The organism is Massilia sp. CMS3.1 (assembly GCF_051262535.1).
In the GTDB taxonomy this organism is placed as follows: Bacteria; Pseudomonadota; Gammaproteobacteria; order Burkholderiales; family Burkholderiaceae_D; genus Telluria.
Window position 1 is genome coordinate 17830 of sequence record NZ_JBIMES010000018.1, and the last position, 13024, is coordinate 30853.

At 64.1% G+C, this 13024-nt stretch carries 10 protein-coding genes; 2 read left to right on the top strand and 8 right to left on the bottom strand.

What is annotated here, in order from left to right; genetic code table 11:
* Window positions 1-36 precede the first annotated feature (36 nt).
* Genes ACHAC9_RS21415 through lptF form a run of 3 tightly spaced genes read right to left on the bottom strand, consistent with a single transcriptional unit; the run spans window position 37 to window position 2746 of the window.
* Window positions 37-405, bottom strand: coding sequence for a sirohydrochlorin chelatase (locus tag ACHAC9_RS21415; protein ID WP_435763247.1), 369 nt, complete (start codon window positions 403-405; stop codon window positions 37-39).
* Window positions 405-1598, bottom strand: coding sequence for an LPS export ABC transporter permease LptG (gene lptG / locus ACHAC9_RS21420; protein ID WP_435763249.1), 1194 nt, complete (start codon window positions 1596-1598; stop codon window positions 405-407). The genes ACHAC9_RS21415 and lptG overlap by 1 nt, the downstream gene beginning before the upstream one ends.
* Window positions 1595-2746, bottom strand: coding sequence for an LPS export ABC transporter permease LptF (lptF, locus tag ACHAC9_RS21425; protein WP_435763251.1), 1152 nt, complete (start codon window positions 2744-2746; stop codon window positions 1595-1597). The genes lptG and lptF overlap by 4 nt, the downstream gene beginning before the upstream one ends.
* Window positions 2747-2811: 65 nt before the next feature.
* On the opposite strand from lptF, the gene ACHAC9_RS21430 reads away from it, so the two are divergent.
* Entirely contained in the window at window positions 2812-4308 is a 1497-nt protein-coding gene (locus tag ACHAC9_RS21430; protein WP_435763253.1) for a leucyl aminopeptidase, read from the top strand.
* Window positions 4309-4381: 73 nt separating this feature from the next.
* Here the strand turns inward: ACHAC9_RS21430 and ACHAC9_RS21435 are convergent, their stop codons facing one another.
* On the bottom strand, window positions 4382-4570 hold the full coding sequence (locus ACHAC9_RS21435) for a DUF1653 domain-containing protein (protein WP_435763255.1): 189 nt from the start codon (window positions 4568-4570) through the stop codon (window positions 4382-4384).
* Window positions 4570-4917: a hypothetical protein gene (locus tag ACHAC9_RS21440; RefSeq protein ID WP_435763257.1), complete on the bottom strand. Its 348-nt coding sequence runs from the start codon at window positions 4915-4917 to the stop codon at window positions 4570-4572. Before ACHAC9_RS21440 ends, ACHAC9_RS21435 begins: the two co-directional genes overlap by 1 nt.
* A gap of 445 nt (window positions 4918-5362) precedes the next feature.
* Between ACHAC9_RS21440 and xth the strand changes: the two genes are divergently transcribed.
* A complete protein-coding gene (gene xth / locus ACHAC9_RS21445; RefSeq protein WP_435763259.1) occupies window positions 5363-6127 on the top strand; it encodes an exodeoxyribonuclease III in 765 nt (254 codons plus the stop codon).
* Here xth and ACHAC9_RS21450 read toward each other — a convergent pair whose 3' ends face one another.
* The 3 genes from ACHAC9_RS21450 to acnD all read right to left on the bottom strand — a co-directional run bounded on the left by ACHAC9_RS21450 (window position 6128) and on the right by acnD (window position 13019).
* Window positions 6128-9037: an EAL domain-containing protein gene (locus ACHAC9_RS21450; protein WP_435763261.1), complete on the bottom strand. Its 2910-nt coding sequence runs from the start codon at window positions 9035-9037 to the stop codon at window positions 6128-6130.
* Window positions 9038-9196: 159 nt separating this feature from the next.
* Entirely contained in the window at window positions 9197-10387 is a 1191-nt protein-coding gene (gene prpF, locus ACHAC9_RS21455) for a 2-methylaconitate cis-trans isomerase PrpF (protein WP_435763264.1), read from the bottom strand.
* A 19-nt stretch (window positions 10388-10406) separates the two neighbouring features.
* Entirely contained in the window at window positions 10407-13019 is a 2613-nt protein-coding gene (gene acnD, locus ACHAC9_RS21460; RefSeq protein ID WP_435763266.1) for a Fe/S-dependent 2-methylisocitrate dehydratase AcnD, read from the bottom strand.
* Between the last annotated feature and the right edge of the window lie 5 nt (window positions 13020-13024).

Sequence of the window (13024 nt, forward strand, 5' to 3'; positions counted from 1 at the left end):
GGGTGGAGTCAGGAGCGGTTCGCCACCCGCTCCACCCTACGAAATCGACCGGACACAATAGTCCGTCATTGCCGCCAGCACTCCGGGGTCTTCTCCGACCGCGCCCACCACCGTCAGGCGCAAGGCAGGATGCGCAACGCGTAAACCCTCGGCCAGCAGCGGCAGGTCGCGCAGCAAATGCCCGCCCTGCCCCAGGAACACCGGCACGATGGTGACCTCATCGACGCCACCGGCCACCAGCTGTGCCACCGTCTCCGGCAAGCGCGGCTCCATCAATTCCAGGAAGGCGAGCCGCACCGTGCAATCGGGCAGCCGCGCCGCCGACAAATCACGCAGGCGTTCGAAGGGCGCCGCCCAGGACGCGGCACGCGCCCCATGTGCAAACAAGACCAGTGCGCTTTTCATCAGTGCCTTTCTACCCAGCGCAGCGCGCCGATTGCCAATAACAGGAATAACAGACTCGGCGCGACCGCCGTCAGGAAGGCCGGCCAGGTCGAGAGCATGCCCAGGTGCGAGAACAGCGAATTGATCAGGATGAAGCCCACACCGATCATGATGCCGATGAAGATCTTCAGGCTCACGCCGCCGCTTCTCGTATGCAGGTAGGCGAACGGCAAAGCCAGCGCCATCAGCACGAAAATCGCCAACGGGTCGATGATCTTTTTCCAGAACGCGATCCGGAAGCGCTCGCTCTCCTGGCGGTTCTCGACCAGATGGCGCGAATACACCGCCAGTTCGTTGGCCGACATGCGCTCCGGATCGCGGCGCGAGACCTGCAGGATCTTGGGCGTGATTTCCGACACCAGGTCCAGGGTCGCCACCTTGCGCGTAGCTACCGCACTGGTCTCCTGGCCATAGGTGCTCTGGATGCTCTGGCCCTGCGGCACCGGCGCGCCCGGGTCGGGCAGCGCGCGGGTGTTGGTGAACTGGGTCTCGCTGACGTCCTTCAGGCGCCAGGTGCCGTTGCCGCTGAAGGTGGCGCTGGCGGCCGTGATCAGGGCGCGCATGCGCATCGCGTTGTCGAACTCGTAGAGGCGCACGTCGATCAGCTGGCCGTCCGGGCGGATCTGGCGCGCGTTGAAGAAGCGCGACCCGATCACCGGCCCACGCGTACCGTTGGCGCCTTCGGCATGCACATTATCCTTGGTCCACATCCCCGAACGGAATTCCGAAGCGAGCGTGGAGCCCTTGGCCGCCGTGCGGACTTTCTCCGCCAGCGGCGCGGTGCGCGGCGTGATCAGTTCGCCGAAGATGAAGGTCACCACGACGAACACGATACCGATCTTGAACAACATCCAGCCGGCCAGGCGCGTCGACATCGAGGACGCGCGCATGATCGTGAATTCCGAGCTTTGGGCGAATTGCGACAAGGCGTAGATGGTGCCGATCAGCGCCGCCATCGGCATCACTTCATACACGTGCCCGGGCAGCATCAGCGCCACGTACAACAGGGCGTGCTGGAACGTGTAAGCCCCCTTGCCGACCGAAGGCAGCTCGGAGGTCAGGTCCATGAAGGAGATCAGGCCGAGCAAGGCAACGAGCACGAAGACGACCGCCTGCATGATGTTGACCGCGAAATAGCGTTGCAGGACTTTCATCGGGGCTCCACCTGGGCCGTGGCAGGCGCGTTCTTCAACAGGCGCTTGCGCTTCCAGGCACTGATCAACACCAGCGGGTGGTAATGATGGTTCACATTCAGGCGCCATGCGAACAAGGCGACGACGATCAATGCCACGACCAGGTGCAGGGGCCACCAGGCCAGCGCGAAATCGATCTTCTCGCGCTTGACGCTGGCTTCGAGCATCTTCACCAAGTTGTTATAGGTGAAGAAAATCAGAAGGGCCAGGATCAGGTTGGCAGAGCTGCCGGCGCGCGGGTTCACGAAGCCCAGCGGAATGGCGAGCAGGATCAGCAGGAAACAGACGATCGGCGCCGAGATGCGCGAGAGCAGTTCCGAGCGCGTGTACTTGCTGTTGACGGCGATCAGCGCCGGGGTCGACAAGGCGTCGAGCGGCACATCGGCGCCGAGCACCGGCATCCTGGTCGCCACCCGCATGCTGTAGCGCTCGAACTCCATCGACTGGAAATCGGCCTGGCCCGGCACGCCCTGGTAGCGGCGGCCGTTCTTCAGCACCAGGTACTGGCCGCCCTTGCCATCGGCTTCGATCACACCTTCGCGCGCAACGACAACCGAGCTGCCCTCGCCCTGGGTGCTGCTGACGAACACGTTCTTGACCACGGTCGAACCGTTGGTGCTGCCTTCGACAAAGAAGACGCGGTCGCTCGACGAGGACTCGCGGAACTGGCCCGGCGCCACCCGCTTGAGGTCTTCGCGCTTCTCGAAGCGCTGGATGAATTCGGCGCTTTTCATCTTGGCCCAGGGGGCCACCACCAGCGACAGCGCGCCCACCAGCAGCACCAGCGGCACGCCGAAAAACAGCACCGGACGGATCCAGGCCAGCAGCGACTGGCCGGAGGCGAACCAGACCACCATTTCGGAATCGCGGTAGCTGCGCGTGATGGCAACCAGTACCGAAATAAAGCTGGTGAGGATCAGGACAGTTGGCAGATAATTCAGTGACTGAAACGCAATCAATGCGACGACGTCGCCTGATGCGACTTTCCCGCCCGCAGCCCTGCCGAGGATGGCAATCAGGGTCCAGGTGATGCACACCGTGAACAATACCGTGAAGGTCGCACCGGCTGCGCTGGCCAGTTCACGATGCAAGGCGCGTTGAAAAATCATTCGATAGTTATAATTGCAGGTTGAGCTGTGGCCACATACGCGCACAAAACGAAACGGAGAATCAAATGGACTTTAGCATAAAAGCATTCGACACAAAAAACACCCTGACCGCGGCCAAGACGGGCTGCGTGGCAGTGGCGGTATTCGAAAACAAAAAACTGTCGCAGGCTGCCGAAGCCCTCGATCAAACGGGTGAAATCACTGCGGCATTGAAGTCGGGCGATATCACCGGCAAGGCCGGTTCGACCCTGCTGCTGCGCGGCGTGGCCGGTATGGCCGCACAGCGCGTGCTGCTGGTCGGGATGGGCGCCGACGAGGCGGTGGGCGAAAAGAACTTCATGACCGCAGTCGGCGCGACGCTCAAAGCCTTCGCGTCGCTGGGCGCGGCAGACGCCATTATCGCATTTCCAATGACGGAAGTGAAAGAGCGCGATCCGAACTGGGCGACGCGTGCGATCGTCATCGCCGCCACCGAAAGCGAATTTCGCACCGATGCGCAAAAAAGCAAGAAGGATCCGGCCCTCACCGGCGTGCGCAAGATCACCCTCGCCCTGCCGCTGGCCGATGGCGCCGCCAAGGCCACGCTGGCGCAATCGATCGCGATTGCCAACGGCATGAACCTGACCCGCGAACTGGGCAACCTGTCGCCGAACATCTGCACCCCGACGTATCTCGCGAGCGTCGCCCGCAAACTGGCCGATGACCATGGCTTCGACGTCGAAGTCCTCGAACGCAAGCAACTCGAAGCGCTCAAAATGGGTTCCTTCCTGGCCGTCGCCCGGGGCAGCGAGGAAGCGCCGAAATTCATCGTCCTGAAACACATGGGCGGCAACAAGAAGGATGCGCCGACCGTCCTGGTCGGCAAAGGCATCACCTTCGACTCGGGCGGCATCTCGATCAAGCCGGGTCCCGGCATGGACGAAATGAAATACGACATGTGCGGCGCCGGCGCGGTGCTGGGCACCTTCCGCGCGATCGGCGAGATGGGCCTGAAGCTCAACGTCATCGGCATCATCGCCACCTGCGAAAACATGCCGTCGGGCCGCGCCACCAAGCCAGGCGACATCGTCACCGCGATGAACGGTCTCACCATCGAAATTCTGAATACCGATGCCGAAGGCCGCCTGATCTTGTGCGACGCCCTGACCTATGCCGAGCGCTTCAAGCCGGCCGCCGTGGTCGACATCGCCACGCTGACCGGTGCCTGCATCGTATCGTTGGGCCACCATAACAGCGGCCTGTTCACGCGCCACGACGCCGCCCACGACGCGCTGGCCGACGAACTGCTGGAAGCGGGCAAGGAAACCGGCGACGGCGCCTGGCGCCTGCCGATCGGCGAGATCTACAACGATCAGCTCAAGTCGAACTTCGCGGACCTGGCCAACATCGGCTCCCCGGGCGGCGCCTCGATCACCGCGGCCTGCTTCCTCGAAAACTTCACCCGCAACTACACCTGGGCCCACCTCGACATCGCCGGCACCGCCTGGAAGAGCGGCGCGGCCAAGGGCGCGACCGGGCGTCCGGTCCCGCTGCTGACGGCGTTCCTGATGAACCGGGTTTGAAACGGTAATTTGAAATAGAAAACGGGCCGCTTCACAAGCGGCCCGTTTTTTTAGTTCTTTAGTTCATTCCCCGCTAGGACACCGGCGCAAAGCGCGGCACCAGCAGCCCCTCGACCTCGATCAGTTCGAAGAACACCGCCTTCGGCCGCGCCCAGATCGAGCCGTCATGGGCGCGGTAGATGATCATGGGCGTGAGGTCGGACTCGAGCGTGGCCTCGCAGACCAGCTCGTATAAACCGCCCTTGTAGTGCCGGTATTGCATCAAGCCTGCTCGGCCGTGGCCTTCTGCTTCTTCTTCAGGCCCTGGATGACCTTCAGCACACCCTCGATGCCGGCGCCTTCATCCATGTCGCTGAACGCGTCGAGCACTTCATTGAGTACGCGGTTGCGTACGGCTGCCTCGTCCGGCTGGACTGCCTTGGCGGCGGCTTCCGCACCGGCGAACTTCGACGGCGTATCACTGGCCGCGTTGGCGCCATGCGCCAGTGCTGCCTGCCAGATCACCCAGCGGCGCTGGGTTTCATAAACGAGGTATTCCTCGGGCTTGTCTTCACGGCGACGGACGATGTGGCCATCGCGCTGAGCCCATGCTTCAAATGCACTGCGCATCTCTGTCCTTTTCATATGGGTACGGATACTCGCTATCGAGATAGCAATATTTCACCATAGTACCATTTCACTACCAAAGCCTTCCACGATTGAATCTCAATCGTGCGCTACCGTGGGCGCAGACGGCAACTGCCGTCCAGTCACGATACTACAACGCGCGTTATGCAAAAACAACTGAATATTCCATGTGAGTAATAATAAGGCAATGTGACGCCATATTCGCAGTCGCTACATCAGGCTGACGCTTCATATTACCCGTGCGCGACGACAATATATTTTAAACCACAAACTTGTCGCCGGAGCACTGCGCTTGTAATTTAAGCAAACAAAATACAAGGCTGTCGTAAATTCGCAGCAAGACGGGAATTTGCAGGAATTGCTACAAAGGTTGATACTGCGCGCAGTCGCGGCGGGAGGTCCGCCGCGTTTCATTTACCAAGCCGACATGAAAATAGCCACCTGGAACGTCAATTCGCTGAAAGTACGCCTGCCCCACCTGTTGCGCTGGCTGGAGACCAACCCGATTGACGTGCTCTGCCTTCAAGAGACCAAGCTCACCGACGATAAGTTCCCGCTTGCGGAAATTAATGCCGCAGGTTATCAGGTCACCTACACCGGCCAGAAGACCTATAACGGCGTCGCCATCCTGTCCCGGTTTCCGATCCAGGATGTCGTCAAGAACAACCCGCGTTTCGACGACGCCCAGCAGCGCATTATCGCCGCCACCATCGAGGGAGTGCGTGTCGTTTGCGCGTATGTGCCGAATGGCCAGGCGGTCGATTCCGACAAATACGTGTATAAACTTGCCTGGCTCAAGGCCCTGCACGCATGGCTGGGTGATGAAATGCGCGCCCATCCCCAGCTGGCCCTGCTGGGCGACTACAACATCGCCCCCGAAGACCGCGACGTGCACGATCCGGCCGAATGGGAAGGCAAGATCCACTGTTCGGAGCGCGAACGCGCGGCCATGACGGCGCTGGTCGACCTGGGCCTGGTCGATTCGTTCCGCATGTTCGAGCAGCCTCTGAAGCAGTACAGCTGGTGGGATTACCGGATGCTGGGATTTCGCCGCAACCGCGGCCTGCGCATCGACCACATCCTGCTCTCGCCCGAGCTGGCGAAGCGCTGCACGGCCTGCGCCATCGACCGCGAGCCGCGCAAGTGGGAGCAGCCGTCGGATCACACGCCCGTCATCGCAACGATCGGTTAGTCAGACGCAAGTGGGCGGGGCCAGGTAAGCGACAGCCTGGTCCGCGACCAGCAGCGCCTGCGCCGCCTCGGCGTCCAACGCGCGCGCGAACAGCCAGCCCTGCACGTACTGGCAGCCATAATCGCGCAGCAGCGCGAGCTGCTCCTCGGTTTCGACACCTTCGGCCACGACCTGCAGCTGCAGGCTGTTCGCCAGCGCCATCACGGCCGCGACGATCGCCCTGTCTTCGCTGCTCGCTTCGAGTTCGCGAATGAAAGCGCGATCGATCTTGATCTTCCGGACCGGGAAGCGTTTCAGATATGCCAGGCTCGAATAACCGGTGCCGAAGTCGTCGATCGACAAGCGCATGCCCATGCGGTTGATCTGGTCGAGGATCTCGAGCGTCTGCTCGCCGTGCTGCATCAGCGCGGTCTCGGTAATTTCAAACTCCACCAGCGCCGGATCGATCCCCGTCTCGTCGACGATGCGCCTGATCGAGGCCACCAGTGCGCGGTGCATGAACTGGCGCGCCGACAGGTTGATCGCCAGGGGCACCGGCGCCAGGCCGGCGCGCTGCCAGGCCATGCTCTGCTCGCAGGCGCGCCGGATCACCCATTCGCCGACCGGCACGATCATCCCGTTTTCTTCCAGTGTCGGGATGAAGTCGTCCGGCAGCACCAGGGCGTGCCCGGGACGGCGCCAGCGCAGCAGCACTTCCATTGCATGCACGCGCTTGCTCGCCATGTCAATGATCGGCTGGTAGAAGGGCTCGAACTCGCCGTTGGCCAGCGCCTGGCGCAGGTTCGATTCGAGCGCGAAGTGGCGCTGCGCTGCGCCGTTCATGCGCTCGGTGAAGAACTGGTAGTTGTTGCGCCCCGCCGCCTTGGCCTGGTACATCGCCGCGTCGGCATGGCGCATCAGCAAGTCGACGTCGGCGCCATCGATCGGATAGACGCAGATGCCGATCGAGGGCGAGATGTGCAGGCTGTGGCCTTCGAAACGCACAGGGTGCCCCAGCACCTCGATGATCTTGTCGCCGATCGCGCTGCATTCCTCCTGCGTCCCCATCCCCGGCATCAGCACCACGAATTCGTCGCCGCCCAGGCGCGCCACGGTGTCGCTCGCGCGCACGGCGTGGCACAGGCGGCTCGCGACTTCCTTCAGCAGGAAGTCGCCGGTCGCGTGACCGAGCGAATCGTTGATGGTCTTGAAGCGGTCCAGGTCGAGGAACATCACGGCCAGGCGGGTGCCGGCGCGCTGCGCGGCAAAAATGGCGCGCTCCAGGCGGTCGGCCAGCAGCGCACGGTTCGGCAGGCCCGTCAGGCTGTCGTGATAGGCCATGTGGTGCACGCGCGCCTCGGCCTGGCGCCGCTCGACAATCTCTTCCTGCAGCAGCGCATTCGCGCCGGCCAGTTCGGCGGTGCGCGCGGCCACGCGCACTTCGAGTTCGTCGCGCGTGCGGCGCACGGCGTCCGTCGCCTCGTGCTGCGCCGTGACGTCGTCGACCAGCCACAGGCTGCGTCCACCGGGATCGTTCAGGTCGAACGGACGCCCCGACAGGCGGCCCCAGAAGGTGGCGCCGCCGCGCCTGGCCAGCAGCCGCTCGCTCACGCTTACCCGGCCGGCGGCGAAGTCGCGCGCCGTGTCGGCGCGCGCCGCCAGCCAGCTGTCGGCATCGGGATAGAGCGACCGTACCGACAGGCCCGTCATGCTGCCCGGCGCGCGGCCGAACAGTTCTTCCATCTTGCGGTTGCAGTGCAGCGTCTGGCCATTCTCGACGACGGCGATGCCCAGCACCGCGGTGTCGAAGATGGCCTGGTTTTCCTGCAGCGCCTCGCGCAGTTGCTGTTCGTCGCGGCGCTGGCGCGTGCGGTCTTCGGCGATCCAGACGAAACCGTGCGACAGGTCGTCCGGATTGACCGGGTAACCGATGACCTTGCCCCAGATCGGCGTGCCGTCCTTCTTGATCAGTTGCGCTTCGGCCTGGTAGGTACGGCCCTCGGCGAACAGCGCATAGGCCGGGCCGGCGATGCGCTCGAATGCGGCCGGATTTGGGTGCAGGCGCTGCACCGGCAAGTCCTCGCACTCCCCCGGGCCGTAGCCGAACATCTCGAGGAAGCCGGCGTTGCAGCGCCGAACCTGCTGTTCGCGCGTAAACATGATCGCCAGCGAAGCGTTGTTCATCAGCGCCTGCAATTCGCGCCGGGCCTGGCGCGTTTCGCTCACATCTTCGATGATCCAGATGGTGCCGGCTTCGCGCCGCCCCGGCACCACGGCGCTGGCGCGCACGCGTGCCCAAAACAGCGAACCGTCGCGGCGCCGGAATTGGCAATCGCTCTTTTCATAGATCGTGCCCTGCGCCAGCGCGGCGAAGGCCTCGTCGCGGAACGCGTGATAAGCCTCGCTGGAGGCGAACATCTCGCCGGGGTCGCGGTCGGCCAGTTCCAGGGCGCTGTAGCCGATCATCTGCGACAGGCGCGGGTTGCATTCCTGGAGCAGTCCCGGCTTGGTGAAGACGATGCCGACCGGCGCATGGTTGACGATGGCCTTCTGCTCGCGCATGGTGGTGCGCAGCGCCGTCTGGCTGCACTCCCAGACGCTGAGGTCGGTGAATACGAAGGTCGCGCCGGGAGCGCCGTAACCGGCCGGCAGGGGCTTCGAGCGCACCTCGACGGCAAGTTCCTCGCCGCCCACGGTCAGCGCGGTGCGCCAGCGCCGTTCGCCGTCCAGGGACGCAGCCAGTTCGGCGGCGGCAAGCAGCGCCGCCTCGCCGCGAAACAGATCGAGCAGTGTCCGTCCCTCGGGCGACTCGCCGCCAAGAACCGCCATCTCGGCATTGGCCGCGACGACGATGCCCGACGCGTCGCAGGCGCAGGCCGGCGCCGCGATCAGGCGCAGTGCCTCTGCCACGCATGCGGGTTTGCTCGACATTCTGTCCATGACTGGAAATCCCCTTCACTGCTGCCTCGGGACGGGCCGCTATATGTTGCACGGATGATAAACCAGGGCGTCGGGAATCTCTACAACGTCTTTACAAAAAAGCCCGGCGGCTGCATGTGGCAGCGGCCGGGCCGATACGAGGCAGGGCGATCAGGATGCGTCGCCAGGAACCCGGACCCACCCTTCCATCAGCACGCGTGCGCTGCGGCTCATGACCGCTTTCGTCACGCTCCACTCGCCACCCACCTGCACCGCTTGGGCGCCGACGCGCAGGGTGCCCGACGGGTGGCCGAAGCGCACCGCGTCAAGCTTGCCGCCGCCGGCCGCGATATTGACCAGCGTGCCCGGCACGGCTGCAGCGGTGCCGATGGCGACGGCCGCCGTGCCCATCATCGCATGGTGCAGTTTGCCCATCGAAAGCGCGCGCACGACCAGGTCGATGTCCTGTGAAGCCACCTGCTTGCCGCTCGATGAGGTGTAGTCGAGCGCACGCGCGACAAAGGCCACTTTCGGCGTGTGCTGGCGGCTCGCCGCTTCGCCGGTATCGGCCATCAGGCCCATGCGCACCGCACCGTGTGCGCGGATGGTCTCGAACATGGCCAGCGCGCGCACGTCGCCGTTGATCGCGTCCTGCAGCTCGGCACCGGTATAGCCGACGTCTTCGGCATTGACGAAAATGGTGGGGATGCCGGCGTTGATCATCGTCGCCTTCAACGTGCCGAGGCCCGGGACATCGAGGTCGTCGATCAGGTTCCCGGTCGGGAACATCGAACCGCCGCCGCCCTCTTCCTCGGCTGCCGGATCCAGGAACTCGAGCTGCACTTCGGCCGCCGGAAAGGTCACGCCGTCGAGCTCGAAGTCGCCGGTTTCCTGGACTTCGCCGTTTGTCACCGGGACGTGGGCGATGATGGTCTTGTTGATGTTGGCCTGCCAGATGCGCACCGTCGCCATGCCGTCCTGCGGGATGCGTTCGCGCGCCATCAGGCCGCTTGAAATGGCGAACGAGCCGACCGCCGAGGACAGGTTGCCGCAGTTGCCGCTCCAGTCCACGAAAGGCTTGTCGATCGAGACCTGGCCGAACAGGTAATCGACGTCGTGGTCCGGGCGCGTGCTGGTCGAGACGATGACCGTCTTGCTGGTGCTCGAGGTCGCGCCGCCCATGCCGTCGATCTGCTTGGCATAGGGGTCGGGGCTGCCGATCACGCGCAGCAGGAACTTGTCGCGCGCCGGGCCGGGGGCTTGGGCCGGCGCGGGGAGGTCTTGCAGGCGGAAGAAGACGCCTTTGCTGGTGCCGCCTCGCATGTAGGTGGCGGGGATTTTGATTTGGGCTTGGTGTGGCATGTGAATGGGTTCCAATGTGTTATGCCGCGACCTTCGACGACGCCAGGAAGTCCTGCGCGAAGCGCTGCAGCACGCCGCCGGCTTCATAGATCGACACCTCTTCGGCCGTATCGAGGCGGCAGACGACCGGTACCTCGATGCGCTGCCCGTCGCGCCGGTTGATCACCAGGATCAAGGTGGCGCGCGGCGTGCGTTCGCCGATGACGTCATAGGTCTCGGTGCCGTCGAGCTCCAGGCTCAAGCGGTTCACGCCCGGCATGAACTCCAGCGGCAGCACGCCCATGCCGACCAGGTTGGTGCGGTGGATGCGCTCGAAGCCTTCGGCGGCGATCGCTTCCACGCCCGCCAGGCGCACGCCCTTGGCCGCCCAGTCGCGCGAGGAGCCCTGGCCGTAGTCGGCGCCGGCGATCACGATCAGCGGCTGCTTGCGCTGCATGTAGGTTTCGATCGCTTCCCACATGCGCGTGATTCTCCCTTCCGGCTCGATGCGCGCCAGCGAACCCGCGCGCACGGTGCCGTCAAGATTGCGCACCATCTCGTTCTTCAGGGTCGGGTTCGCAAACGTTGCGCGCTGCGCCGTCAGGTGGTCGCCGCGGTGCGTGGCATACGAGTTGAAGTCCTCTTCCGGCAAGCCCATTTTGAACAGGTATTCGCCGGCGGCGGAGTCGAGCATGATGGCATTCGACGGCGACAGGTGGTCGGTCGTGATGTTGTCGCCCAGGACCGCCAGCGCCCGCATGCCGGAGAGCGAGCGCTCGCCTGCCAGCGCGCCTTCCCAGTATGGCGGACGGCGGATGTAGGTGCTCATCTCGCGCCAGTCGTACAGCGGGCTGACTTGCTCGCCGTCGTCGACCTGGCGCGCGAACATCGGCGTGTAGACCTTGCGGAACTGCTCGGGTTTGACGCTCTGCGCGAACACCGAATCGATCTCTTCGTCGGTCGGCCAGATGTCGGCCAGCCTGACCGGCGCACCGTTCGCATCCACGCCCAGCACATCCTTTTCGATATCGAAGCGGATCGTGCCGGCGATCGCATACGCGATGACCAGGGGCGGCGAAGCCAGGAAAGCCTGCTTTGCATACGGGTGGATGCGGCCATCGAAATTGCGGTTGCCCGACAGGACGGCAGTGGCGTACAGGTCGCGCTCGATGATCTCTTGCTGAATGCCTGGATCGAGCGCACCGCTCATGCCGTTGCAGGTGGTGCAAGCGAAAGCGACGACACCGAAGCCGAGCTTTTCCAGTTCCGTCATCAGGCCGGCTTCTTCCAGGTACAGCGAGACCGCCTTCGAACCCGGCGCCAGCGAGCTTTTCACCCAGGGTTTGCGCAGCAGGCCGAGCTTGTTGGCGTTACGTGCGATCAGGCCCGCGGCGATCATGTTGCGCGGATTGTTCGTGTTGGTGCAGCTGGTGATCGCGGCGATGATGACGGCGCCGTCCGGCATCAGGCCCAGGTCGTTCTCAACCCGGTTCTCGACCACGCCCGAAATGCCGCGCGCCGCCAGATCCGAGGTCGGCACGCGATTGTGCGGGTTCGACGGGCCGGCAATGCTGCGCACCACCGAGGACAAATCGAAATGCAGAACGCGCTCATAGTCGACATTGGTGAGCGTGTCCGCCCACAGGCCCGTTTCCTTCGCGTAGTCCTCGACCAGTTTCACCTGCTCGTCTTCGCGGCCGGTGAGCTTGAGGTAGTCGATGGTGCGCTCGTCGATGTAGAACATCGCGGCGGTCGCCCCGAATTCCGGGGCCATGTTCGAGATCGTCGCGCGGTCGCCCAGCGTCAGATTGGACGCGCCCTCACCGTAAAATTCGAGCCAGGTCGAGACGACCTTCGCGTTACGCAGGAACTCGGTCAGTGACAGCACGACGTCGGTCGCGGTGATGCCCGGCTGCGGCTTGCCGGTCAGTTCGACGCCGACGATGTCCGGCAAACGCATGTACGACGCACGGCCCAGCATGACGCTCTCGGCTTCAAGGCCGCCGACGCCGATGGCGATCACGCCGAGCGCGTCGACCATCGGGGTGTGCGAATCGGTGCCGACCAGCGTGTCCGGGAAGGCGACGCCATCCTTCACCTGGACCACGGGGCTCATGCGCTCGAGATTGATCTGGTGCAGGATACCGTTCCCCGGCGGGATCACGTCGACGTTCTGGAAGGCCTTCTTGGTCCAGTCGATGAAGTGGAAGCGGTCTTCGTTGCGGCGGTCTTCGATGGCGCGGTTCTTCGCGAATGCGTCCGGATCGAAGCCGCCGCACTCGACGGCCAGCGAATGGTCGACCACCAGCTGGGTCGGCACCACCGGATTGACCAGCGCCGGATTGCCGCCCTCGAGTGCAATGGCGTCGCGCAGGCCGGCGAGATCCACCAGCGCCGTCTGGCCGAGGATGTCGTGGCACACCACGCGCGCCGGATACCACGGGAAGTCGAGGTCGCGCTTGCGCTCGATGAGCTGTTTCAGGGACGGCACAAGGGCCATGGGTTCGCAGCGGCGCACGAGGTTTTCGGCCAGCACGCGCGAGGTGTAGGGCAGCTTGTCCCAGGCACCCGCCTGGATCGAATCGACGGCATCGCGCGCGTCGAAGTAATGCAGGTTCGTGCCGTGCAGGGGTTTGCGGTATGCGTTGTTCATTTTAA

Bases quoted from the DNA above. Each gene is read 5' to 3' on its own strand.
- xth (WP_435763259.1), top strand. From the start codon at position 5,363: ATGAAAATAGCCACCTGGAACGTCAATTCGCTGAAAGTACGCCTGCCC.
- ACHAC9_RS21435 (WP_435763255.1), bottom strand. From the start codon at position 4,570: ATGCAATACCGGCACTACAAGGGCGGTTTATACGAGCTGGTCTGCGAG.
- ACHAC9_RS21440 (WP_435763257.1), bottom strand. From the start codon at position 4,917: ATGCGCAGTGCATTTGAAGCATGGGCTCAGCGCGATGGCCACATCGTC.
- ACHAC9_RS21430 (WP_435763253.1), top strand. From the start codon at position 2,812: ATGGACTTTAGCATAAAAGCATTCGACACAAAAAACACCCTGACCGCG.
- acnD (WP_435763266.1), bottom strand. From the start codon at position 13,019: ATGAACAACGCATACCGCAAACCCCTGCACGGCACGAACCTGCATTAC.
- lptG (WP_435763249.1), bottom strand. From the start codon at position 1,598: ATGAAAGTCCTGCAACGCTATTTCGCGGTCAACATCATGCAGGCGGTC.
- ACHAC9_RS21450 (WP_435763261.1), bottom strand. From the start codon at position 9,037: ATGTCGAGCAAACCCGCATGCGTGGCAGAGGCACTGCGCCTGATCGCG.
- lptF (WP_435763251.1), bottom strand. From the start codon at position 2,746: ATGATTTTTCAACGCGCCTTGCATCGTGAACTGGCCAGCGCAGCCGGT.
- ACHAC9_RS21415 (WP_435763247.1), bottom strand. From the start codon at position 405: ATGAAAAGCGCACTGGTCTTGTTTGCACATGGGGCGCGTGCCGCGTCC.
- prpF (WP_435763264.1), bottom strand. From the start codon at position 10,387: ATGCCACACCAAGCCCAAATCAAAATCCCCGCCACCTACATGCGAGGC.